This window comes from Acinetobacter sp. ABJ_C5_2 (genome assembly GCF_044538485.1).
Lineage (GTDB): Bacteria > Pseudomonadota > Gammaproteobacteria > Pseudomonadales > Moraxellaceae > Acinetobacter > Acinetobacter nosocomialis_A.
The window spans coordinates 445842-468444 of the sequence record NZ_JBIUCS010000002.1; the positions used below are offsets into that span (position 1 = coordinate 445842).

Sequence of the window (22603 nt, forward strand, 5' to 3'; positions counted from 1 at the left end):
ATTGCAGCGCTTACCAAAGTGCGAGCTGCGTACTGTTACCTGAAGTATCTACACCACCTAGCTCGGCAAAGTGGTAAAGCTGGCCTAACAATTGACGTAACGGCGGTCCTGGTTTGGCATGAGTATCGGTAATCACAATAAACTCAAGCACACGTGCGCGCTCTGACTGACGTTGTTTACTTACGCGATAACGTGGAACATCTTGAGTCAGTAAAGTGACTTTCCCGCGCTCCAGATTGGCCATCAGTAAATCTTTTGGCTCAATATTACCATCGGTCGAATAACTGGTCAGAATATAACGTGCATTGATGGTTGAAAGTAATTTTTCATACGCATCTTTTGCATGTTTAGACGAGTTGTACGGACTTGGACGCTCTTTACGCCATGCACGGTCAATACCACTTTTATAGCCTTTCGTATCTGGCGGTGGTAAATCGACTTGATCCCATAACGTCAATGCATTCAAAACGTGGTAGTTACTACTATAAGCATGCTGGTTATAAGGTGGATCAAGATAGGCTACATCTACTTCAAAACCGCTCATCTGATTTGCTAGATGCTGAGCATCTACGCACCACATTTCAGCAGCTGGGCGTTTACGGTCACCGATCTCACAAAAACGGCTAGGTGTAAGCCACAGCAATGATTCAATACGTTCTAGTGCCGTTTGTGTACGTCCACCCCACCCTTGATGGAAGCTTTTAAATACACCACTGGTATTACTCACAAAACTTGCTGAGTAGAGTAATGGCGCAAGTAAAGCACTCATTTCTACATCATTGATTGCGCCTTGGGCCTGCCATGTTGCAATTTGCTGGCGAATCGCATCAATGCGCATACCATTACGACGCTTAAAGAACAAACGGTCACGCGACGGATCGTATACATCATCGTTACGTGGGCAAAGGTTATGCGTTACCCAACCTTTAACCTCAGGCAGCCTATTTAAATAATCGATGGCTTTCTGATATCCACCAAGCTCTTTAAACGCAGGTGCATCGACACAAGCTAAAATCGCATGATTTAACGCATGGCTATAAGGTTCCCAGTCATTCGCAATAACTCGGTAACCGTTTTGACGTGCCAAACGAGACACCACACCACTACCCGCAAAGAAGTCGGCAAAAATCGGAGGATTCTTTTTCTTGCTATTCAGCGTCCCTGTAATTTCCAGAGCTTCTAAAATCAAGTGGAGCAATCGGCGCTTGTTACCTAAGTATGGTACAAGCTGATGAAAAAGATATTCGTCTGTCGTGCGGGCTGCATGACGACGTTTGTGGTAAACCGAAGGCTCTGAATTCATACTTTCTCTTGCGTAGGGATTAACCTTAAGCGTATATCTTGATCAAGTTGTATTACATCAAGAAGTTTAAAACGAAGTTGCTGTGCCATATATTCAAAATCTGCATTGAACATGGCTCTTGCACTTTGCCCCAATAAAGTCGGGGCAACATAACTGATCATTTCATCCACCAAACCTTCTTGTAAAAAGGCGGTAGACAAAGTTGCGCCAGCTTCAACCAACACATCATAAATTTGGTATTGCTTAGATAAGGTCTGTAATAGTGTTTTTAAAGGCTGAATTTCTAATTGTATCACGCCTAAGTCAGCGAGTTCCTGACGATATGGCCCCATGACCATGACAGTTTCAGGATTTTCTAAAATTTTAGCGGTGAGCGGTAAACGCCCTCTCCGATCTAGAATTACTCGTTTTGGCTGAGCAACCATCTCGATATCAATATTATGGAGTGAACGTACATTCAGCTGGCAATCATCAGCAATTACAGTATCAATGCCTGTAATCACGACGCCTGAAATCGCACGCCAATGTTGAACATCTTGACGGGCAGCAGAACCCGTAATCCACTTCGACTCACCAGATGCCATTGCAGTACGCCCATCTAAACTAGAAGCAACTTTTAAACGCACATATGGCATGCCCGTAGACATCGCTTTTAAAAAGCCTTGATTAAGTTTGGCCGCTAAATCTTCACAAATACCGATTTCTACTTCGATACCAGCATTTCTTAAAATTTGAACACCTTTACCTGCAACAAGCGGGTTTGGGTCGGGACATGCCACAACCACTTTTTTGACCTGTGCCTTTACAAGTGCCTCAGCACATGGAGGAGTTCGACCATAATGAGCACATGGTTCAAGCGTCACATAAGCAGTTGCGCTTTGTGCTTGTTCACCCGCCTGACGCAGCGCAAAAACTTCAGCATGAGGTTGACCAGCTTTCGGATGAAAACCTTCACCAATCACTTGATTGTCTTTGACAATGACACAACCGACATTTGGATTTGGTTTTGTCGAATAGAGTCCTCGTTTGGCAAGTTCAATGGCTTGCTGCATCCAGTACTGATCTTGTTTCAACTCAGACATATAAATCTCAAATGTTTAGTGCTCACGTTGTTGCATTTGCTCAATTTGACGGCGAAACGCTTCAACATCCTGAAAGTCTTGATAAACCGAAGCAAAACGAACATAGGCAACGTGGTCAAGTGCAAATAAAGATTGCATGACAATTTCGCCAATAGTTCTAGACTTAACATCACGCTCACCTAAACGGCGAATCTGTAATTGAATATCGCTTAGAACCGTTTCGATCTGCTCTTGTGTCACTGGACGCTTTTGTAAGGCATGCATAAGCGAACGACGTAGCTTCGCCTCATCGAACGGTTCATTTTTTCCATTCGATTTGATCACACGGGGCATCACCACTTCATAGCTTTCAAAAGTGGTAAAACGTTCACCGCAACTTACACACTCACGACGTCGACGAATCTGACAACCTTCTGCGGCTAGACGCGAATCGATGACTTTACTATCTGCGGCGTTGCAAAATGGACAATGCATAGCGGACTTAATAGGGTCAATTACTTTGACCTAGTGTAGCAAAATTTCTACACTTACAGAACCAGCATTCTAAGAGACAAAAAAACAGTCCTGAGCAAGATCAAAGCATCGCTTTGATCACAGCGCAAGACTGTTTTTTTAAGACAGCAGATATATTACGAATTATTCAATACGTTCGCCATGTTGGCTTAAATCCAGACCCATACGTTCATCATCGGCATTAACACGCAGACCAATCACAATATCAATCACTTTAAGAATAATGAAAGTTGCAATACCGCTGTAAACCATAGTTGCAAGTACACCTTCAACTTGTACCCACAATTGACCTGCAAATGTTGGAGCTAAAGTTACACTAGCTGCTTTGATGATTTCATCACTATAGAACACGCCAGTTAAAATCGCGCCGACAATACCACCTACTGCATGTAAACCAAAGGCATCCAATGCATCATCCGCTTTGAGTAAGCGTTTAAGTGCTGTAATACCCCAGAAGCAGACCACACCACCAATTAAGCCCATCACTAAAGCTCCGCCGACACCGACGAAACCAGCTGCTGGTGTAATCACAACCAAACCAGCCACAGCACCAGATGCACCACCTAATACAGAAGCTTTACCACGAATCATACGTTCTACAACTAACCAAGAGAACGCAGCAGCAGCGGCAGCAACTTGAGTTACTAAAATTGCCATACTTGCACGAGCACCAGCGCCTAAAGCACTACCACCGTTAAAGCCGAACCAACCCACCCAAAGTAAGCTTGCACCGATTACAGTTAAAGTTAAGTTATGCGGTGCCATAGATTCACGGCCAAGGCCAATACGTTTGCCAAGCATGTAAGCTGCGACTAAACCTGCAACACCAGAGTTGATATGTACAACTGTACCACCAGCAAAATCTAATGCGCCTGCTTTAAATAACCAACCATCTGTTGCCCAGACCCAGTGAGTAATTGGCGCATAAACCACAAGTACCCAAATTGTAATAAAGGCCATGAAAGCTGAATATTTCATACGATCAGCAATCGAACCACTCAAAATTGCGACAGTAATGATGGCAAAAGTCATTTGGAAAATAACAAACAAGCTTTCAGGAATTGTTCCACTTAGTGCATTAAAGCCTACGCCATTGAGCATAGCTTTAGACAAGTCACCAAAGTATGCACCTGTGCCAGAGAACGCGATTGAATAACCCGCAATCACCCAAAGCAAACTTACCAAAATTGCAGCAGAAAGGCTGAACATCATGGTACTTAAGACGTTTTTCTTACGGACCATACCGCCGTAGAATAATGCCAAGCCAGGAATCGTCATCAACAGTACTAAAGCTGTTGACACTAAAATCCAAGATGTATCGCCGGTATCGAGTTTTGGTGTCGGTGCTGGAGCTGCCGGAGTTACTGCGGCGGCTGGTGCTGCTGCAGTTGTTGCAGGAGCTGCAGACGTTGATGTTGCTGTAACCTCAGATGTCGGTGTTGTTACAGTCTCTTCTGCCCAAGCGGCAGTACCACCCAAAAGTGCGCCTGTTAGACTCAGCGCCATAAGCATTTTTTTCATTCGTGTCCCCCAACCTCATTTGCGAGCTATTTATTGCTCAGCAAGCTTTGTGCCAATTTAGACAGCATCTGGTCCTGTTTCACCCGTACGGATACGGATGACTTGTTCCAGGTTAGTCACAAAAATCTTACCGTCGCCGATTTTCCCAGTGCTTGCCACACGTGTAATTGATTCAATTACTGCGTCGACCATTTCATCGCTAATCGCAATTTCGATTTTTACTTTAGGTAAGAAATCAACCACATACTCCGCGCCGCGGTAAAGTTCTGTATGCCCTTTTTGACGACCAAAACCTTTAACTTCAGTTACGGTAATCCCTTGTACACCAATGTCAGAGAGTGCTTCACGCACATCATCCAATTTAAACGGTTTTACAATTGCAGTTACAAGCTTCATGTTTGTTTCCTTCGGCTTCTTTTCACCAGTAAGGTTTTATGTTCAATTTTCATGCCAATATTTCAAAGGTTGGAGGAGATGAATCTTTTGCATGAGCTTTCTTTATAACCTATTTAGTTATCAAGATGTAGATGAGCTACTAAAAATAAAATGAATTTGCAGTCCTGTTTTTATTTCGTTTTATCGTTATCCAATATGGAAAAGCCGAGAAGCCTATATCCGAGATTCAAGCAGTGTTAAACTGGCGAGCATAAGGTAATACAACAGTTTGGATATCTCATGCTAGAAACTCTATTACAGGCTATTTTGGAACAAATTGACGAGCCTAAAAAAGATTTAGAAAAAAACTTACGTGCATTATTAAATGAAACTGTCGAGAAATTAGACCTCGTATCTAAACAAGAAATCGAAAGACAAAAAACTGCACTTCATTTAGCCAACCAACGTTTAGAAGAGCTACAAAAACAAGTGAGTCTATTAGAAGAAACTTTAAAGAATAAAAAATAAGCACCAATGTAGCGCACTTATACTTTACAACGATTAAAAATTAAGCACCATAATGGAACAATAAGATGTCTTTTTCTAAAATTTATACTCGGGGACTTTTAGGTTTGCAAGCCCCTCTCATAGAGGTAGAGGTGCATGTGAGTCAAGGCTTACCCTCTCTGACGATTGTAGGACTAGCTGAAGCGGCAGTGAGGGAAAGTAAAGACAGGGTTCGCTCAGCCATTATTAATAGTGGATTTCAGTTTCCGACTAAACGGCTGACCATTAATCTTGCTCCCGCAGATTTGCCCAAAGATGGTTCACGTTTAGATTTACCGATTGCATTAGGGATATTAATTGCCTCAGGTCAACTTCCAGAGAACTGCACTGAAGACTTTGAATTTATTGGAGAGTTAGCACTAGATGGTCATGTAAGACCAGTTTCAGGCGCTTTAACTTTGGCCATGGCATGCCAGCAAGCTCAGCATAAAATTGTTTTACCAGTCGATAATAGTCAGGATATTAGTCATTTACCAAATCTTGAGTGTTATCCGGTGAGCCATTTAAAAGAAGTTTGTGAGCACTTTTTAGGAAGTACTAAGCTATCTCAGGTGCAATCCTCTTCCCGCTCAAATGACATGCCGTATAAATTTGACCTTGCAGATGTAAAAGGTCAGCTACGCCCACGTCGTGCACTGGAAATTGCAGCCGCTGGAGGGCACTCCTTGCTCTTTAAAGGACCACCGGGCACAGGTAAGACTTTACTCGCCTCACGTCTTCCTTCAATTTTGCCACCACTTTCTACTCAAGAAACGCTTGAAGTTGCTAGCATTTATTCGATTTCAAATACGCCCCATACTTTTGGACAGCGTCCTTTTCGTGCACCCCACCATACAGCATCAGCAATTGCACTAGTTGGGGGCGGATCTCACCCTAAACCGGGTGAAATTACATTATCCCACTTAGGTGTTCTATTCTTAGATGAATTGCCCGAGTTTGATCGCAAAGTATTAGAAGTCTTACGCCAGCCGCTCGAGTCAAAAGAAATCATTATTTCACGAGCAGCTCGGCAAATTACTTATCCTGCAAACTTTCAACTCATTGCAGCGATGAATCCCTGCCCATGTGGTTACGCATTTAATCAAGACAGTCGTTGTCAGTGTTCACCCGAAAGTATTAAGCGCTATCAGAACCGTATATCGGGGCCATTACTTGACCGTATCGATTTACATATTGATGTGCCACCTTTAAAAGCTCAGGAACTGCAAGATCCAACACCTGTTGAAGGTTCTACGGCTGTAAGACAGCGTGTAATTTCGGCTTATGAACAACAAATGCAAAGACAAAATTGTTTAAATCAAGCGCTTTCACCGAAGCAACTAGAACAATATGCTGTCCTTGATAGTACTTCACAGCGAATGATTGAAATGGCACAGCAACGTTTAAATCTATCGGCTCGTGCTTATCACCGTGTTTTACGAGTAGCACGGACCATTGCTGATTTGGCTCAAAGCGAGATGATCCAAAGTCTTCATCTCACAGAAGCACTCTCCTATCGAGGCAATCATTCTTAAAATGAAGCAGCGGATGATGAGTCCGCTGTTCTTTAATATTTATATAAGTCGTTAATCAAAGAAGTTATTACTGCTGTTAATTCTAAAAATTAATTCCACTGTACAAAATATTTTTCTACCATTTGCTAATGTTCATTGATAAATTTAATAATTATTAGTAAATTTAGGGTCAAAAATATGGAATATATAGAATTATCATTAACAGAAATAGAAGAACTTCTTATCAAAAAGAAAATACCTTTTTATACTCCAGGTTTTTATGACCATAAAACTTTTATAAATGAAGAAAAAAAAGATCCTAAGTTTTTAGAACTATATGCTGCATATGTTAATAAAAGAAGCTATTCAAACCAATATCTAGAACAAACAGAACAAATAATAAAAGAAATTTGCAAATTATTTTACAATAGTATTAGAAAGAATAGCACCTTAGGAGCATGTGTAGATGTAAGTACAGTTATATCTAGAATTCTAGATAAACTCGGTGTTTGGAATTGTGTGATAAAAGGAAGTTTAACTATCAACTATCCTAATGAAGCCAACCTTCCTCAAACACACTTTTGGGCTATAGATACAGGTGATTTTATAGCCCCTCATGCTTGGGTTTATGCACCACCATTTAATGTAATAGATTTAACAATCAAGTACCAACATTATAAAAAAAATGAGGCAGACTACTTGCCTAATTATTTTATTGGAAAAAGCATCAAAAGGCATCACCCTGAAATAACCGATATTTACAATCCAATCATAGTAAAGGGAAATGACAAAAATTTAATAGAAAACCATTTCAATCAAATAACCAACTTTCAAAAATATATTTACAGTACTGGGTATATCAATGACGGCACTAAGTTGAAGTTTATTCCTATAGCAACAGGCATCTCAGATGAATCATTAGAAAAAATACAAAATATTAAATTTGATAATTTATATCCGTATGACTTCTTTAAAAATAACATCCTGCATAAGATAAAACCAATAGAAACTAGATAAATTATTTAAGATAATTTATCTATTGTTTTATACACCCTATAAGGATTATCTGAAACTTTAATTTTTGGTAAATTTGAACATTTACCTAAAGCAGAAATCTTTATAGCGGTTAGTAAATCTTTCGAAGCCACCCCTAAGTATATATTATCAAGATAATCACTTACATCTTTGCTATATTCAATATATGTTGAATTTAATTTCTTATCATAGGTAACACTTGGTGATGATAGCGTACCTATTGTCATCAACCTACACTCCTCTTCTTCTTTAAAAGAAAAATGTTTAAATAGAAATTTTAAAGATGTTAATATATGATCTAATATCTTTAAGAATATTTTATTTTTTGAATTATCATATATATTAGCCAAACTTTTCATTAATAAAACACCATGGCTTAAAAGCTTATTCCTTAAAGTAATACTCTTACTATATCTCCAATAAAGTCTTTCAATGTCATCTATTGACTTTGTATCCGCATATTCTTGAAAAAATGACCACTTACTTCTTTTTGCTACCTCTAGATAGCCTGTCTTTGGTTCTATATAAATACACCTATATAAGTTAAAAGAGTCATTTTCTTGAAAAAATTTATTATTTATAGTTAGACTGACACCTGAACATTCAATAAGTTCCTTCCGACCATACAATCGAAATTGATTTAAGGAATTATGATTAAACGTAAAACAAGAAAAAAAGTTAAGTTGTTCTTTACCTAAATCATCTGAGCTTTCAGGGCTAATATTCATAAATTTAAATAACATATTTCCTTCTGAAGGGTCATTCATAAATTCTGGAGATACTAGTCTTAATTTTGTATTTTTTTCTATCAGCATCATTGCAACATCAATATTAGTATAATGTGCAACTTTCCTCTCATAACTATAATTCAAAGAAATATTTAAATAGTTTAGTATATATATTTTTATTAACAAAAATATTAGCAAAGCTTCATATTGAAAATCCTCCAGATCCTCACCACCATTATCTCTAACCTCACAAATAAAATCGATATCATCTTTTAAAACATTAGTATATTTTTGAAATAAACTCCTTTTATTCAAAATATTACATACTATTATTTTTATTTGACTAGATACAATATTACCATCTTCATCATGATAACTATCGTTATATTCCACCGTATCCAGTGCATAATCTAAAGCTTTTATACAACAAAAATATAAAGGATACTTTTTTATATCAACTTTATTTTCAAAAGGAATATGCTCGATCCTTTTCTCACAATCCATTCTATCCAACAATTTATTTATTATATTTAGTTGTATAATATCTTCTTCATTAACAGAGTTAGAAGCTATTGACATTATTTCATTAATTTTTAAAGATAGCTCTGAAATTTTCTTGTCATTTTCAATAATCTTCGCTAGCAACGCTTTTGATGGATAATGAGTTTTAATCCTCCCCAAATATAGACTGTAATTCACAGTTAGCACTTTAAAAAAAACTATTATTAAATCTGATAAAGAGTTCATTTCTATCCTAAATACTTAATGTTAACAAGTGCAAGTCGAAGCAAACACTTGATTTAATAAAGAATACTACAATAAGTACAAAAAACATACTATGTCACTTAAACTTTAAAATATCCTAAATAGATATCTTTTCGAATAGTGCCTTCCATCTCTCTAGATCATTCTGATCAATCTTGTTTTTATCTGTTTTTAATAAATTATTTTTTACCAATCTAGAAAAATCAACTTTCCATCCTTTTTCCAAAGGAATCTCATTATCTTGAGCAAATTTTTCCAACTGCTTCAAAATAGGCTTACCTTCTTCATATACATCTTCGAACTCGACATCGGGATTATTTGAACGCAACTGATATCTTGCCATTTTAATTATTACATTTGCAGGTATTAAATCCTCTATTTCAGCTTGCTCCATATCTACAATTTTTGAAACTTCTAACACATATTCTGGATTATCCTTATAAAGATCTTTTCTTAAGGCTTGTACCATTTGTTCTCCTTGACTATCTGAGTCAAGAAGAATTTTAGGCAATTCCTCATTTTTACCAGTCAATAGGCTAACAATTGGTTTTACTCCTCTAGTACCACCGGCAGGAACAAAAATAATATCTTTCTTAGGCGTTAATTCACCAAATGCAATTAACAAGGTTTTTATTGCTGAGAGATATATTTGATCAGAAGGTCCTTCTACCAAAACAGGTGTGCAGTTGTTAAATAGCATCTCAGAGACACTAAGACCTAATGCAGCATGTACAGGATAAATTGATTTTGTCTGTGATGGATTAGATTCATTTGCTCTTAAATTAGAAGATACATTTGTAGTTCCATCATCTTGTATAAATACGGCTTTCACTCGATCTAAATGATTAGAATCTACTAAAAAAGGTGAATGAGTTGTATAGAGTATCAAATTTGTTTTAGATAAATTTCTAAAAAATAATGATAAATCTTTTTGAGCTAATGGATGCAAAGATAAACCTGGTTCATCTAATAGCAAGATAGAATCCTTATGGGAATCTTTACTTTCTACTAAAAATGTCAAATAAAAGCTCAGAAACCATTGTAAACCTGTACTACGTCCTTCTAGCTCAATATCCTCAGGTCTTTTATCATCAGACACCCAAATTCTAAAATGATTTCCATCGGCTTCAAATCTAAATCTATATTCACCTTGTTTCCACCAATCTCTAAACTTTGCAGTTAACTCAGTAGATGCCGATTGGAGAAGGATACTACGTTCTTTTTTTTCTTTGGATTTTAATTCAATTTCCTCCTCTGACAATTCATCATCTGAATCTGAACGTCCTAAATCCAGAATATCTTGAGGTTCGAGTTTCACATAATCAAAGAGAACTTTTAATGTTTTTACTTTGGCAGACTCTTTTGCCCCCAAATCTGTTCGACTCATATTTTCAATAACATGAGGTAAATAAATTTCAGAATCCAAATTCCCATAATTTGAGTAATACACAAAAGTTGGAAGATTATTAACGATATAGAGTCTAGAATTAGCTAATTCATCATCACTAGGTCTATCAATTTCAGTTGAATGATCTTTTAAAAAGCTTTCTGTTTCATTTAAAGTTTTAGTTAACTCACTTGTTTTTGGTTCTTTCTCATCACGTAAATTTGATAAAATTAAACTGGCGTTATCAATAAGTACCTTATTGATTACTGAACTTTCAAATAAGTCTTTAAGCTGATTAAAAACATCAGAGAAATTATCCCGCTTCTCTTCATTTTCACTTTTTAACAATTGTAGTTCTTGTATATTTTTGATTCTTTCTTCTATAAATTCCTGAAAAATATCTGGATTTAAAGTAGGAGATTTTTCATCAGGAAAACTAACATAGTATCCACCATCATATTTTCTTGAAACAGAAACTTTTTTTACCTCATTTGGTGGTCTTTTTCTTAAATTAGAAACATGTTGAGACTCTTCGTCATTCAATAAAAATTCAGTACGGATAAATACTGTTTCCTTATTACTAGCCCTCAACTGACTATATAGTTTACGTGGTGCATCAGTTAAGAGATTAATGTCCCCATCTTTACTTGCAGGGTTAAGCTTCCACAAAGCACATAATAAGTTAGTTTTCCCTGATTCATTAGTACCAATTAAAGCAGTAACGTCTTCTACGTCGATCCATTCACTTTTATCAATTGATCTAAAATTTTCAACTTGAAATCCAGTCAATAACACTGTCAAACCCTCATAATTATAATAAAAAATTTATAGCTTATATGTACAAGTCTATAATCAGTAAAACTTAAACCTAATTGTCCACCAACTTGATTTCAAACTTTTCAAGAATTGTTTTTTTCATTTTTGCACCCCAAGTAAGACCACCTTTCGAATGTTTAAAAGGCTTAACAGAACCATCTTTTTTCTCATCTAACCGACCTTGTGTATCAGCCAAATCTATTAATAGTTCTCGAAGGTGATTACTTCCTAATTTATAAGGTAATTTTATTAAATAGCCAGTATTACTATCTGAAGAGTTTTCACGTCTTAATATCTCAACTAAATAATAATTCATATTTGAATCAAAATTTTCAAACTTTTTATATATAAAATACAATTGAAGAAGTATTATTTCTCGGTATTTTTTATTCTTTAGAACCCAAGTATTTTCATCAATGCCTCGATAATCAGAATAACTAATTTTAAAGTCATCAATTAAACTTGAAACAATGCCATCTTTGTTAGCTATTTTCAGAAAAAAAGAATCATCTTCTTGATTCAATTCAATTATTGCATTAAAAACGTCAAGAGGAACTCTTTGAGGATCTTTCAAAATATTGGTTTGTTTAACTTCATTCGTCCACACTTTTCCACCTTGGTGGGTATGTTTTTCTCCTGATGAAGCATTAATTAGTTCTTCTTTATCAGGATCTACAATCTTAATTTCTTCTTTACCATATGTAGATTCATTGTCATTTGCATCCTCATCTGTTTCAGAGTATTCCATCTCAACAGTTCTTATTATTGTTCCATCTAATGCAGAAGTTTGAACTTCTGAAAGTACATAATTTTTTCTATCACCTTTGCCATTTGGTCGTTCATTGGTGAGATTAATTTTCTTTTTTTTAACAACAGTTCTTATAACCTCTATTTCTTCTTCCCCCTGATTACTATCATTCGATGATCCTTTGTTTTTTGGATTTTTCAGTTTTCTTTTTTCAATAATATTTACTTGAATATCTGTTGGAAGTTGGAATGACTCTATACGAAGTACTAATAATCTAGTTTTTTCCTCATTTAACCAAATTCCCCTGCCAGTAATATTTGTTTCACCTGTAAAATAGCTTTCAAGTCTTACATTAAGATGATCATTTTCTTTAGAAGCTATACTTTTTTTAAATTCATCGAATACCTTATTTGTATGATCAGACAATAATAAGTGTGCAAGAAATATTGCGCTACTATCCCCCAAATTTTCTTTTAGTCTTAAAGTTATTTGCTTATCAGAGCCTATTTTAAAATCCTCACTATCTCTATCTACATACTTTGAAATAATTTCCTCTTTCGTATGTGTCAGGATCATACGCCTTAGCTCTTTTCTCATGGGAGCATACAAAGCGGTAAAAATTTCTAGACATGGGATAACATATTCGATGCCATTATCAGTAAAGACATTGCAAAAACTATTTTTAACATTTACTTGATTTAGATAATTAGCATTTTCTTTAGTTCTAGGCTGACCGTTATAATTTAGAGGCAAAGAAAAATAAGAAAATGGAATAAGGTAGTTCCCATCATCATCTTGCGACCCAAATTTCATCATCTTGCTTTCATTGGGGATTACTTTTATTTCAAAATCTACTTCTGTTTCTTCACCACCTTTTTCCTTTGAATATTTATTAAATTCAAAAAAATCCTGATGTTGTCTACTTTCACCAATTTTTTTGTTATATAAGATTTTTTCTTTGCCACGCCAAACAGTACCTCTTCTCACTACATCTAGCTCAGCAATCGGAATTTGAATTAGTTGTGGTTCATGTGTTTTAGAATGCCAAGGAGCTGGTACAAGAAAGATATTTACTAGAGGATTTGATACGAAATCATCCGTAATCGGAATAGAACCTGTAGCGTAGACTATACGTTCAATTTTATCATCTGGAAATTCTTCTACTAGCACTCTACTAACCGTCAAATTGCTTATAATTCAATCATTAGTAGCATTTAATTTTGTAAAGTTCAAGCTATCCTACCCAAGGTAAAAGGTTATACCCTTTAACCTAACTGAACTTTTTACACATACCAATCTGACAATATCCACATTCTTTAAATAATTAGGAAATTCAATATTATGCATATAGGTAAATACTTTTTATAATAGATGATTTTTAACAGTTGATTCAGAACTTAAAAGTGTTGATATTATCTGTTGTTTCAATATATTACTTAGGCGTTTTATTTTTAGATGAACTTCCAGAGTTTGATCGCAAAGTATTAGAAGTTTTAAGCCAGCCGCTTGAGTCAAAAGAAATAATTATTTCACGAGCAGCGCGGCAAATTACTTATCCTGCAAACTTTCAGCTCATTGCAGCGATGAACCCTTGCCCATGTGGTTACGCATTTAATCAAGACAGTCGTTGTCAGTGTTCACCAGAGAGTATTAAGCGCTATCAAAACCGTATATCAGGGCCATTACTAGACCGTATCGATTTACATATTGATGTGCCACCTTTAAAAGCTCAGGAACTGCAAGATCCAACGCCTGTTGAAGGTTCTACGGCTGTAAGACAGCGTGTAATTTCAGCTTATGAACAACAAATGCAAAGACAAAATTGTTTAAATCAAGCGCTTTCGCCTAAACAATTAGAGCAGTTCGCTATTCTGGATGACACGTCACAGCGAATGATTGAAATGGCTCAGCAGCGTTTAAATTTATCTGCACGTGCTTATCATCGGGTTTTACGAGTAGCACGGACCATTGCCGATTTGGCTCAAAGTGAGATGATTCAAAGTCCTCATCTCACAGAAGCACTCTCTTATCGAGGCAATCATTCTTAAAATAAAAAAGCGGATCGTGTATCCGCTTTTTTAATATATATATATGAGTTGTTCATTAAAGAATTTATTAATGCCTAAATAAAAAGGCAAAAAGAGGATGCTATGAAAATTTTGGCTATCTCGGGTAGTGCAAGAAAAGTATCTACCAATACAGCGCTATTAAAAGCAATGAAGGATATAGCACCGTCCAGTATTGAGTTTTCAGTTTTCGATCAAATTAATAGTCTTCCTATCTTTTCTCCAGATAATGAAGGAGAAAAAACGCCTACTGTAGTGGAAGATTTCATCAAATCGGTTTCTGACGCAGACGGCATTATTATCTCAAGTCCTGAATATATTCGTTGTATTCCAGGTGGTCTTAAAAATGCAATTGACTGGATGGTTTCCCGTACTGAAATCATAGACAAGCCGATTGTTCTAGTTCATGCATCTAATCGCGGTGATGACATGTTAGTTTCTTTAAGAAGAGTACTTTCGACAGTGAGTAGCAATTTTTTTGAAGATTTATTTTTACGCTTCTCTCTTCTTAGCAAATCGCCTGAACAAATTTTTGAAATGCTACATACTGAAGAATATAAGTCACAAATTACACCGTTCCTGCTTAGCTTTGTCTCAGAAATTCAAAAGTATCACGATCAATTAGAGTGAACTTTCTTAAAATGAAATAGCAGATTATGAGTTCATTGTTCTTTTATTAAGAATCTCATTTAGCTTCTCGATTAAAGCAGTAATTTCTTTCTCTGATAAAGCAGCAAAACCCAAGCGAATACAACAATTAGAAGACCCAATTTGTTTAAACTTATGCTCTGTATCAATATTGAGTTGTTTTAACTTTATAAGCTGATCTTGAGTAAATGGTTTCTGGAACTTCACCCATAAACCCATTCCGCCCGCAGGTGGTTGTATCTGAACAGACTCAGCAAAAACTCGCTCAAACTCAGCTAAGGCATGGTCACGGCGTAGTTGATATATTTTTTTCATTTTACGGATGTGTCGTTTGATCTCCCCTCGCTGCATTAAATCTGCTAACGCAAGTTCCGTAATGTTATTACCTTGCCGATCAATCAATAAAATATCTTCAGTAATGGATTGAATGATTGGTGAAGATGCCACGATGTAACCCAAGCGAATACCGGGTGCAAAAACTTTAGACAATGAACCCACATGAATGACTAATTCAGAATGAGGCAAACTTGCTAAGGGTGGCATAGGTCGGCTGTCATAATGGAATTCATGATCATAGTCATCTTCAATAATATAAAAGTCCCATTTTTTTGAAAGCTCTAAGAGTTGAAGACGACGATTCATTGTCATCGTGACAGTTGTAGGATATTGATGATGCGGAGTTGTATAAATGGCAGCAACCGAGTGTTCTTTTAAAATCCGTTCGAGATCTTGAATGACAATACCTTGTTCATCTAATTTGACAGAAACCACCTGAAAACCATTTGATTGGAATGCTTTAAAAGCAGATGGATAGTAAAGCTCTTCAACAACAATAACGCCCTGCCGATTAGGTAATGCACGAGATGCAAGAAAAATTCCCATCTGGCTACCACGTACAATACAAATTTCATCTTCGGCAACATTCATAAAGCGTTCCATCGAGAGCATTTGCTGTAAGGCTTGTCTTAACTCAATCATACCTCGTGGGTCACCATATCCCATGTACTGGTTTTGAGTAATTTTAATCAGTGCATGTCGATAGGCCCTCGAAAACAATTCATATGGAATAAGCCTCGGATCTGGTACACCATCGTTATGGGGCCGCTGAGCAACTTGTTGAATTATTGGTTTATCACTAACTTTTCGATCAGCTCTTGGCTCTATTTGAGGCTTTTTTTCCGGTAAAACATCTGCCACAAATGTGCCTTTTCGAGGCCGAGTCACAAGCAAACCTTGAGCCTCCAATTCTTCATAAACTGCTTGTACCGTTTTTCGATTAATTCCTAATTCTTTTGACAGGCTGCGAGACCCCGGCAGCATAGTGCCCTGTACTAAACGGCCACTCAAAATTTCCTGACTAATCAAGTTGGTCAGTTTTAGAAAAACCGTTTTTTCTTCTCTTTCATCAATGCGGAAATGTATTTGCCAAGGTCTTAGCATATTCGCCCCATCTGGACCATATAACTTATAAAAACTGGATGTATTGATTCATCCAGTTGTTTTTTATTCTGCCTTCACCTACTTAATTTGGTCAACTGGACTGGAGAAGAGATGAAGACTGCTTCTGTAAACAAACACGACTTGATGCAACACGCACAGCAAGACATGCAAAAGTGGATGAGCGACTTAGATTTAACAGACCGTCAAAAGCTTGCACTGACTTGCCGTATTTTATTTGATCATGGGCATGACGCTGGTTTAGCGGGTCAAATTACATGCCGTAGTGAAAATAAAGAAACCTTTATTACTCAACGTTTCGGTTTAGGTTTTGATGAAATTACTGCTTCAAACTTGCTTGAGGTGAATCAGGACTTAGAACCCATCAATCAAGAAGGCATGGCAAACCCAGCCAACCGTTTCCACACATGGATTTATAAAGAACACCCAGAGGTGAACTGTATTATCCATACGCATCCTACCTATGTAGCGGCCCTGTCGATGCTACAGATTCCACTTATGATTTCCCAAATGGACGTCTGCGCACTTTACGAAGATTGCTCATTTGTAGGCCATTGGCCGGGTGTTCCTGTAGGCAACGAAGAAGGTATTTTGATTTCTTCTGCTCTGGGTAAAAACCGCGCTGTTTTGTTGTCTCACCACGGTCAACTGGTCACAGGAAAAACTATCGAAGAAGCCTGTAACTTGGCTCTTTTAATTGAACGCGCAGCTCAACTGCAACTTTTAGCCATGTCTGCTGGACAAATCCAGCCTATCCCCCACGCTTTGGCAGCAGAAGCCCATGATTGGGTGTCTACTGATAAACGCAACAAAGTGAACTTTGCTTACTACGCACGTAAAGCTTTAAAAAAACATTCTGACTGTATTTAAAAAGAGACCTCGACCATGAAATTAAACGGCATTATTGGCTACCCTGTTACTCCCTTTTCTGATGACAACACCATTAATCTTCCTGTTTTAAAACAGATGCTGGATTTGCTTATTGAAAATGGCTGCGACGCAATTGCGCCTTTAGGCAGTACAGGCGAAAGCGCTTATCTTGAATGGGATGAATGGTGCTTAGTCGCAAAAACTTCAATTGAAAGTATTAATAAACGCTTACCCGTCATTATTGGAATTTCAGAACTCACCACTGATCAAGCCATCAAAAAGGCGCAAATCGCGCAAAGCTATGGTGCAGACGCAGTTATGGTCATTCCTGTATCGTACTGGAAGCTAACAGACCAAGAGATTTTTGAATATTACCAAGCGATTGCTCAGGCAACGACTTTACCGATTATGGTGTATAACAACCCTGCAACGAGTGGTGTTGATATGTCTCCAGAGTTAATTGTTCGTATGTTTAACAACATTGCAAACATCACGATGGTGAAAGAAAGTAGCGGTGATATTCAGCGCATGCATAAAATTCAGGAACTCTCAAAAGGAGAACTCCCATTTTATAACGGCTGCAACCCTCTAGCTTTAGAAGCCTTATGTGCAGGAGCAAGCGGTTGGTGTACAGCAGCACCAAACCTGTTAGGTCAGCAACCTAAACAACTTATTCAGCATGTCAAAAATGGTGATTTAAGTCAGGCCCAGATGTCATTTTACCAACAACTTCCTTTACTCCGCTTTATCGTAAATGGTGGATTACCAAAAACAATTAAAGCAGGTTTACAGCTACAAGGTATTTCTGCAGGCTTACCACGTAAACCTTTATCTAAAGCCACGGATGTTGAGCTTAACCAGTTAAAACGATTACTTTCTGAAATAGAAAATTAAATAAAAAAAGCGGGTTATTTACCCGCTTTTCTACAGCATAAACTTAGAAAGTTTTAGTTAAACTAAACACTAAGCCAGCGTCATAAGGTTTCTTCTGAGCGTCTGTCATACCAGAAGTACTCACATCGGTACCCACTACGTCTAGCTCAGCCAAAATACCTAAGATATTACGGTTTACACCAACTTTATAATCGATATAGCTGTCGTCCGTACCAGGACCACCCGCAACTACAGCTAAAGCTTCTTTATTTTTAAATTTGTTATAACCAACTGATGCAAGCCCAGTAAATCCAGTGTTTGCAATTGGCGCTGAATAACCAACATTAAAATACCAGAACTGTTTAGAGTTAGCCCAATAATCATTTGAATAGTTAACGCCTACACTAAGTGCATCGCCTTTAAATAAAGAGTCGGCAAACGTTAACTTACCGTACACTTCATTAAAATCTAATCCGTTTTTGCCATCGTAACCGATACCGTTACGGTCAAAACTATGGCCCGAACCAATGTAACCATAATGGATTACACCTACATCATAAGTTGGTGCAAGTTTATCGGATAACTTTAAAGTATTGGTATAACCCAAAGCGACATCTGTTTCAGTTGAGTTGCCTGTTACGCCAAAATCAACACTCGAGCCCCAAAGTGATAAATAAGCACCTGATTTATGAGTAAAAGTAAAACCGCCTTGAATGGCAGGGTTATTTGAGGATTGGGTAACACCACGGAAACGATAGTCTGTGGTCGCTGCTACACTACCCGTTGTCGTGATTCCGTAAAAAGATGGAGCATTTTCAGCCATAACCATGGTTGAACCTGCCGTGAGTACGCCGAATGCTACTGCTTTAAGTGCAAATTTCATCATTTTGATCTCCCCCACAATGAACGCACGATTTAATTGAATTAAACAAATTTTGTTACTTAAGCTTTAGCAATTGCTGTGCCAAGTCCATATTTCGTATCGCCCTGTTGCATGAGTTTTGAAATCAAATTCTTTTTAAAGTGAAAATATCGCCTAACGCTTATAAAAATATATTTATAAAAAACAATGCAATAAAATAAAGTTATTACAAAACTAAAAATGCTCAACATAGAAAAACCCCTTATCGGAAATTATTACCGAGCTTAGAAGTATTCATTTGATGTGCGTAAATTTTCTATTTAGATCTAAAGCCGAGATATAAAAAGTATGTAAATTATTGAGGACCGCACTTGTAATGATCTGTGAGTGAGCATTTTTACTTACTTCATTTCTTTATTTATTTCTGAGTTAAAACTGGTGAACTATTTTGGGTCTTTTTTAAGCGATAATATAAACAAAAAGAGTACTGCACAGAATTTACGCAAAATATCGCACTAATTTTGATCAGCTCAATTAAATTGTATTGGCTTTTTATAACAATCCACTCTTATACATTGCGCTTTAAAAATAATGTTATATTGTAACAATTTAAAGGATGTTTAAAATAAATCGTTGAAAAAATCAACTCGAAACAAGGTTAAAAAGTAAACATATCCAGTAAAAATGGATAAAAAACGAACACAAGAATCAACTATTTTTTGAAGTTTGAATATAAAATAAATGGTAAAAATCAACTAAAAAATAAATTACTTTTTTTATTTTAAACAATAGATTAAGTATAAAAGACTAATAGTAAATTTACTAAATAACCAGTAGCACATTAATCAATTTCTGCATAGCATATATAAAATAAAATCAACAAAAATATATCTTTTTTATAGATTACTTATACAATTGATGGAAATCCTAGGCCCTGAACTATAACAAGGCACAGGATTTATCGTTTTTATGAGGTTCTTTAAATATGCTAAATGCACAAAAACTTACATTAGCAGTTCTCATTTCTGCGGCAATAATTTCCTCAGCTCAGGCAAGCGAGCAAAGTGAGGCAAAAGGATTTGTTGAAGATGCGAACGGTTCTATTCTCTTCCGTACAGGTTATCTAACTCGCGACAAAAAACAGGGCGCGAAAGATACTAGCTCAGTTGCTCAATCGGCAATTGTAAATCTTGAATCTGGCTTTACCCCTGGTATTGTTGGTTTCGGTGTAGGCGTTGTTGGTGACGGTTCATTTAAAATCGGTGAAAATAATCATGCCGGCAACCAAATGATTCCTAAGCACAATGATGGTTCAGCTTATGACCATTGGGGTCGTGGTGGCGGTAGCGTTAAAGCTCGTTTCTCAAATACGACTGTACGCTACGGTACTCAAGTACTTGATTTACCAGTTTTAGCAAGTAATACTGGCCGTATGGTTCCTGAATACTTTACAGGTACTTTATTAACAAGCCATGAAATCAAGAATCTTGAATTAGTTGCTGGTAAATTCACTAAAGACCAAATGTCTGATCAAATTAATACCGATGCTGATGTATTTGGTAAAGGTCTTGATCGTGCAATCGTTTGGGGCGGTAAATACAAGTTTGATGATAACTTAAATGCATCTTACTATGGTTTAGATAGTAAAAATAAACTTGAACGTCATTATGCTAATGTGAACTATAAACAGCCTTTAACAAATGACAGTTCATTAACTTATGACTTCAGTGGTTACCATACTAAGTTTGATGCAAATGCACGCACTTATTCAGCAACTGGCTTTGTAGCACCAGATTATGCTGATAATGGTAAAGCAGGCGAAGAAAAGACCAACAACATTTGGGCAATTTCAGGAACTTATGCTACTGGTCCACACAGTGTGATGCTTGCTTACCAACAAAACACTGGTAATGTTGGTTATGACTATGGTCAAAATGCTGACGGTTTCCAAAGTATTTATTTACCAAACTCTTATATGTCTGATTTCATTGGAAACCACGAGAAATCTGCACAAATTCAATACAACGTTGATTTCGGTAAATTAGGTGTATTACCTGGTTTGAACTGGACAACTGCATTTGTATACGGTTGGGACATCAAAGTTCGTGATGTAACTGACAATGCTCAAGAGCGCGAATTCTTCAACCAAGTAAAATACACAGTTCAAAGTGGTTTTGCTAAAGATGCAAGTCTTCGTGTTCGTAACTCTTACTACCGTGCAAGTGATACTTACCAAGGTGCTTACATTGGTGATACAAACGAATGGCGTATCTTCCTTGATATTCCTGTGAAATTATTCTAATTCATAGATCTATCAAGCATAAAAAAACCTACCTCTGGCAACACAGGTAGGTTTTTTATTGAGCCTAGAATATCAATTGTGACACTCTAGGCTCATAAAATCAGAGCTTATTTAGCAGCTTCGATTGCTTTCAATACTTCAGCTTTAGCAACGTCAGCACCTTCCCAACCGCTGATTTTTACCCATTTTCCTGGTTCTAAATCTTTGTAGTGGCTGAAGAAATGCTCAACTTGGCTAATTAACAATGGAGGAAGATCTGTATATTCCTTCACGTCTTTGTAAAGTGGAGATAATTTCTCGTGTGGAACCGCGATTAATTTTGCATCGATACCACCGTCATCTTCCATGTTTAATTTACCAACTGGGCGGCAACGAATGACTGAACCAGCAGCAACAGGATGTGGAGTTACAACAAGTACGTCTAATGGGTCGCCATCTTCAGACAAAGTATTTGGTACATAACCATAGTTTGCTGGATAGAACATTGCTGTGCCCATGAAACGGTCTACAAACAATGCATCAGAATCTTTGTCAATTTCATATTTAATTGGCGCTGCATTTGCAGGAATTTCAATGATGACATAGATGTCATTTGGTGCATCTTTACCTGCTGGGATATTGCTGTAACTCATATCAATACTCTTTCGTTATGAAGTCAGATGTAAAATCCACTCGATTATAACGTGGATATCATCAAAATGATGCCGATTATACAATGCGCACACGCGAAAGTTGATATGAATGGTGACAGAATGACACTCAAGTCAGCTTAATTGTCACGATCAATAAAAATATTGGGCATAACAATGATAAAAACCAGACAATCGAACGCAAAGTTGCCCAATTACTTAAGTAACAAATGCCATAAATCACGCGCAAAATAATATATGCCCAGCCCAATCTCAAAATAAAGTACTCAGGCACCACCATATATTCAGCCATCAAAATAGCTGTTAAAAATAAAGGTAAACTTTCAAAACTGTTTTGTTGTACTGCATTTGCCCGAGCAGCGATACCCTTTGTATTAGCAAGAAAATCTCTTGGGTTATGATTATCCGAGGGCTGAAAACCACCCTTAAATTTTGCAATTACGGTAAATGCGTATGGCAGCAAACATGCCACTAAAATAATATAGATAATGCTGCTGATGCCGTGCATAGTGCCATCCATCACTGAAAATACTGTTGATCA

General features: G+C 36.9%; 19 protein-coding genes and 1 pseudogene. 8 read left to right on the top strand and 12 right to left on the bottom strand.

Annotated features, from left to right (window positions below; translation table 11 throughout):
- Positions 1–10 precede the first annotated feature (10 nt).
- The 5 genes from ACH8JV_RS04775 to glnK form a co-directional block, all read right to left on the bottom strand.
- Entirely contained in the window at positions 11–1303 is a 1293-nt protein-coding gene (locus ACH8JV_RS04775; RefSeq protein WP_001083669.1) for a DNA adenine methylase, read from the bottom strand.
- On the bottom strand, positions 1300–2385 hold the full coding sequence (gene ribD / locus ACH8JV_RS04780; RefSeq protein ID WP_396519960.1) for a bifunctional diaminohydroxyphosphoribosylaminopyrimidine deaminase/5-amino-6-(5-phosphoribosylamino)uracil reductase RibD: 1086 nt from the start codon (positions 2383–2385) through the stop codon (positions 1300–1302). Before ribD ends, ACH8JV_RS04775 begins: the two co-directional genes overlap by 4 nt.
- Positions 2386–2400: 15 nt before the next feature.
- On the bottom strand, positions 2401–2859 hold the full coding sequence (gene nrdR / locus ACH8JV_RS04785; RefSeq protein WP_000543541.1) for a transcriptional regulator NrdR: 459 nt from the start codon (positions 2857–2859) through the stop codon (positions 2401–2403).
- A 162-nt stretch (positions 2860–3021) separates the two neighbouring features.
- Complete coding sequence (locus ACH8JV_RS04790; protein WP_311070224.1) at positions 3022–4419, bottom strand: ammonium transporter; 1398 nt, start codon at positions 4417–4419, stop codon at positions 3022–3024.
- A 57-nt stretch (positions 4420–4476) separates the two neighbouring features.
- Positions 4477–4815 (bottom strand): P-II family nitrogen regulator, encoded by a 339-nt coding sequence (glnK, locus tag ACH8JV_RS04795; RefSeq protein WP_000780326.1) that lies wholly within the window; start codon positions 4813–4815, stop codon positions 4477–4479.
- Positions 4816–5094: 279 nt separating this feature from the next.
- Between glnK and ACH8JV_RS04800 the strand changes: the two genes are divergently transcribed.
- From ACH8JV_RS04800 to ACH8JV_RS04810, 3 genes are all read left to right on the top strand, one after another.
- A complete protein-coding gene (locus tag ACH8JV_RS04800) occupies positions 5095–5322 on the top strand; it encodes an accessory factor UbiK family protein (protein WP_002048939.1) in 228 nt (75 codons plus the stop codon).
- 65 nt (positions 5323–5387) lie between these two features.
- Positions 5388–6875, top strand: coding sequence for a YifB family Mg chelatase-like AAA ATPase (locus ACH8JV_RS04805; protein WP_396519962.1), 1488 nt, complete (start codon positions 5388–5390; stop codon positions 6873–6875).
- 177 nt (positions 6876–7052) lie between these two features.
- The gene (locus tag ACH8JV_RS04810; RefSeq protein ID WP_396519964.1) at positions 7053–7871 is read left to right on the top strand and encodes a hypothetical protein; all 819 of its coding nucleotides are present in this window, start codon (positions 7053–7055) and stop codon (positions 7869–7871) included.
- Between the two features lie 5 nt (positions 7872–7876).
- On the opposite strand, the gene ACH8JV_RS04815 is transcribed toward ACH8JV_RS04810, so the two are convergent.
- The 3 genes from ACH8JV_RS04815 to ACH8JV_RS04825 all read right to left on the bottom strand — a co-directional run bounded on the left by ACH8JV_RS04815 (position 7877) and on the right by ACH8JV_RS04825 (position 13503).
- Entirely contained in the window at positions 7877–9364 is a 1488-nt protein-coding gene (locus tag ACH8JV_RS04815; RefSeq protein WP_396519966.1) for a hypothetical protein, read from the bottom strand.
- A gap of 115 nt (positions 9365–9479) precedes the next feature.
- A complete protein-coding gene (locus ACH8JV_RS04820) occupies positions 9480–11564 on the bottom strand; it encodes an AAA family ATPase (protein WP_396519968.1) in 2085 nt (694 codons plus the stop codon).
- 73 nt (positions 11565–11637) lie between these two features.
- Positions 11638–13503, bottom strand: coding sequence for a hypothetical protein (locus ACH8JV_RS04825; RefSeq protein WP_396519970.1), 1866 nt, complete (start codon positions 13501–13503; stop codon positions 11638–11640).
- A gap of 263 nt (positions 13504–13766) precedes the next feature.
- Between ACH8JV_RS04825 and ACH8JV_RS04830 the strand changes: the two are divergent.
- Together ACH8JV_RS04830 and ACH8JV_RS04835 are read left to right on the top strand one after the other, a co-directional pair.
- Positions 13767–14381, top strand: a pseudogene (locus ACH8JV_RS04830) (ATP-binding protein); the annotation flags it as partial.
- Between the two features lie 102 nt (positions 14382–14483).
- Positions 14484–15029 (top strand): NADPH-dependent FMN reductase, encoded by a 546-nt coding sequence (locus ACH8JV_RS04835; protein WP_396519972.1) that lies wholly within the window; start codon positions 14484–14486, stop codon positions 15027–15029.
- Between the two features lie 24 nt (positions 15030–15053).
- Here ACH8JV_RS04835 and ACH8JV_RS04840 read toward each other — a convergent pair whose 3' ends face one another.
- On the bottom strand, positions 15054–16487 hold the full coding sequence (locus ACH8JV_RS04840) for a PLP-dependent aminotransferase family protein (protein WP_396519974.1): 1434 nt from the start codon (positions 16485–16487) through the stop codon (positions 15054–15056).
- A 111-nt stretch (positions 16488–16598) separates the two neighbouring features.
- Here ACH8JV_RS04840 and ACH8JV_RS04845 point away from each other — a divergent pair, with 111 nt between their 5' ends.
- Both ACH8JV_RS04845 and ACH8JV_RS04850 read left to right on the top strand, forming a co-directional pair.
- Positions 16599–17375, top strand: a complete 777-nt coding sequence (locus ACH8JV_RS04845; RefSeq protein WP_000845034.1) for an aldolase — start codon at positions 16599–16601, stop codon at positions 17373–17375.
- A gap of 15 nt (positions 17376–17390) precedes the next feature.
- Positions 17391–18269, top strand: a complete 879-nt coding sequence (locus ACH8JV_RS04850; protein WP_396519976.1) for a dihydrodipicolinate synthase family protein — start codon at positions 17391–17393, stop codon at positions 18267–18269.
- Between the two features lie 43 nt (positions 18270–18312).
- On the opposite strand, the gene ACH8JV_RS04855 is transcribed toward ACH8JV_RS04850, so the two are convergent.
- On the bottom strand, positions 18313–19134 hold the full coding sequence (locus ACH8JV_RS04855) for a TorF family putative porin (RefSeq protein WP_396519978.1): 822 nt from the start codon (positions 19132–19134) through the stop codon (positions 18313–18315).
- A gap of 961 nt (positions 19135–20095) precedes the next feature.
- On the opposite strand from ACH8JV_RS04855, the gene ACH8JV_RS04860 reads away from it, so the two are divergent.
- Positions 20096–21412: an OprD family outer membrane porin gene (locus ACH8JV_RS04860; protein ID WP_396519980.1), complete on the top strand. Its 1317-nt coding sequence runs from the start codon at positions 20096–20098 to the stop codon at positions 21410–21412.
- A gap of 107 nt (positions 21413–21519) precedes the next feature.
- On the opposite strand, the gene ppa is transcribed toward ACH8JV_RS04860, so the two are convergent.
- Both ppa and ACH8JV_RS04870 read right to left on the bottom strand, forming a co-directional pair.
- Complete coding sequence (gene ppa / locus ACH8JV_RS04865) at positions 21520–22044, bottom strand: inorganic diphosphatase (protein ID WP_002121243.1); 525 nt, start codon at positions 22042–22044, stop codon at positions 21520–21522.
- A 127-nt stretch (positions 22045–22171) separates the two neighbouring features.
- Positions 22172–22570 (bottom strand): MAPEG family protein, encoded by a 399-nt coding sequence (locus ACH8JV_RS04870; protein WP_213064718.1) that lies wholly within the window; start codon positions 22568–22570, stop codon positions 22172–22174.
- Between the last annotated feature and the right edge of the window lie 33 nt (positions 22571–22603).

Coding starts and splice junctions, on each gene's coding strand:
- ACH8JV_RS04775 (WP_001083669.1), bottom strand. CDS start 1,303: ATGAATTCAGAGCCTTCGGTTTACCACAAACGTCGTCATGCAGCCCGC.
- ribD (WP_396519960.1), bottom strand. CDS start 2,385: ATGTCTGAGTTGAAACAAGATCAGTACTGGATGCAGCAAGCCATTGAA.
- nrdR (WP_000543541.1), bottom strand. CDS start 2,859: ATGCATTGTCCATTTTGCAACGCCGCAGATAGTAAAGTCATCGATTCG.
- ACH8JV_RS04790 (WP_311070224.1), bottom strand. CDS start 4,419: ATGAAAAAAATGCTTATGGCGCTGAGTCTAACAGGCGCACTTTTGGGT.
- glnK (WP_000780326.1), bottom strand. CDS start 4,815: ATGAAGCTTGTAACTGCAATTGTAAAACCGTTTAAATTGGATGATGTG.
- ACH8JV_RS04800 (WP_002048939.1), top strand. CDS start 5,095: ATGCTAGAAACTCTATTACAGGCTATTTTGGAACAAATTGACGAGCCT.
- ACH8JV_RS04805 (WP_396519962.1), top strand. CDS start 5,388: ATGTCTTTTTCTAAAATTTATACTCGGGGACTTTTAGGTTTGCAAGCC.
- ACH8JV_RS04810 (WP_396519964.1), top strand. CDS start 7,053: ATGGAATATATAGAATTATCATTAACAGAAATAGAAGAACTTCTTATC.
- ACH8JV_RS04815 (WP_396519966.1), bottom strand. CDS start 9,364: ATGAACTCTTTATCAGATTTAATAATAGTTTTTTTTAAAGTGCTAACT.
- ACH8JV_RS04835 (WP_396519972.1), top strand. CDS start 14,484: ATGAAAATTTTGGCTATCTCGGGTAGTGCAAGAAAAGTATCTACCAAT.
- ACH8JV_RS04840 (WP_396519974.1), bottom strand. CDS start 16,487: ATGCTAAGACCTTGGCAAATACATTTCCGCATTGATGAAAGAGAAGAA.
- ACH8JV_RS04845 (WP_000845034.1), top strand. CDS start 16,599: ATGAAGACTGCTTCTGTAAACAAACACGACTTGATGCAACACGCACAG.
- ACH8JV_RS04850 (WP_396519976.1), top strand. CDS start 17,391: ATGAAATTAAACGGCATTATTGGCTACCCTGTTACTCCCTTTTCTGAT.
- ACH8JV_RS04855 (WP_396519978.1), bottom strand. CDS start 19,134: ATGATGAAATTTGCACTTAAAGCAGTAGCATTCGGCGTACTCACGGCA.
- ACH8JV_RS04860 (WP_396519980.1), top strand. CDS start 20,096: ATGCTAAATGCACAAAAACTTACATTAGCAGTTCTCATTTCTGCGGCA.
- ppa (WP_002121243.1), bottom strand. CDS start 22,044: ATGAGTTACAGCAATATCCCAGCAGGTAAAGATGCACCAAATGACATC.
- ACH8JV_RS04870 (WP_213064718.1), bottom strand. CDS start 22,570: ATGCACGGCATCAGCAGCATTATCTATATTATTTTAGTGGCATGTTTG.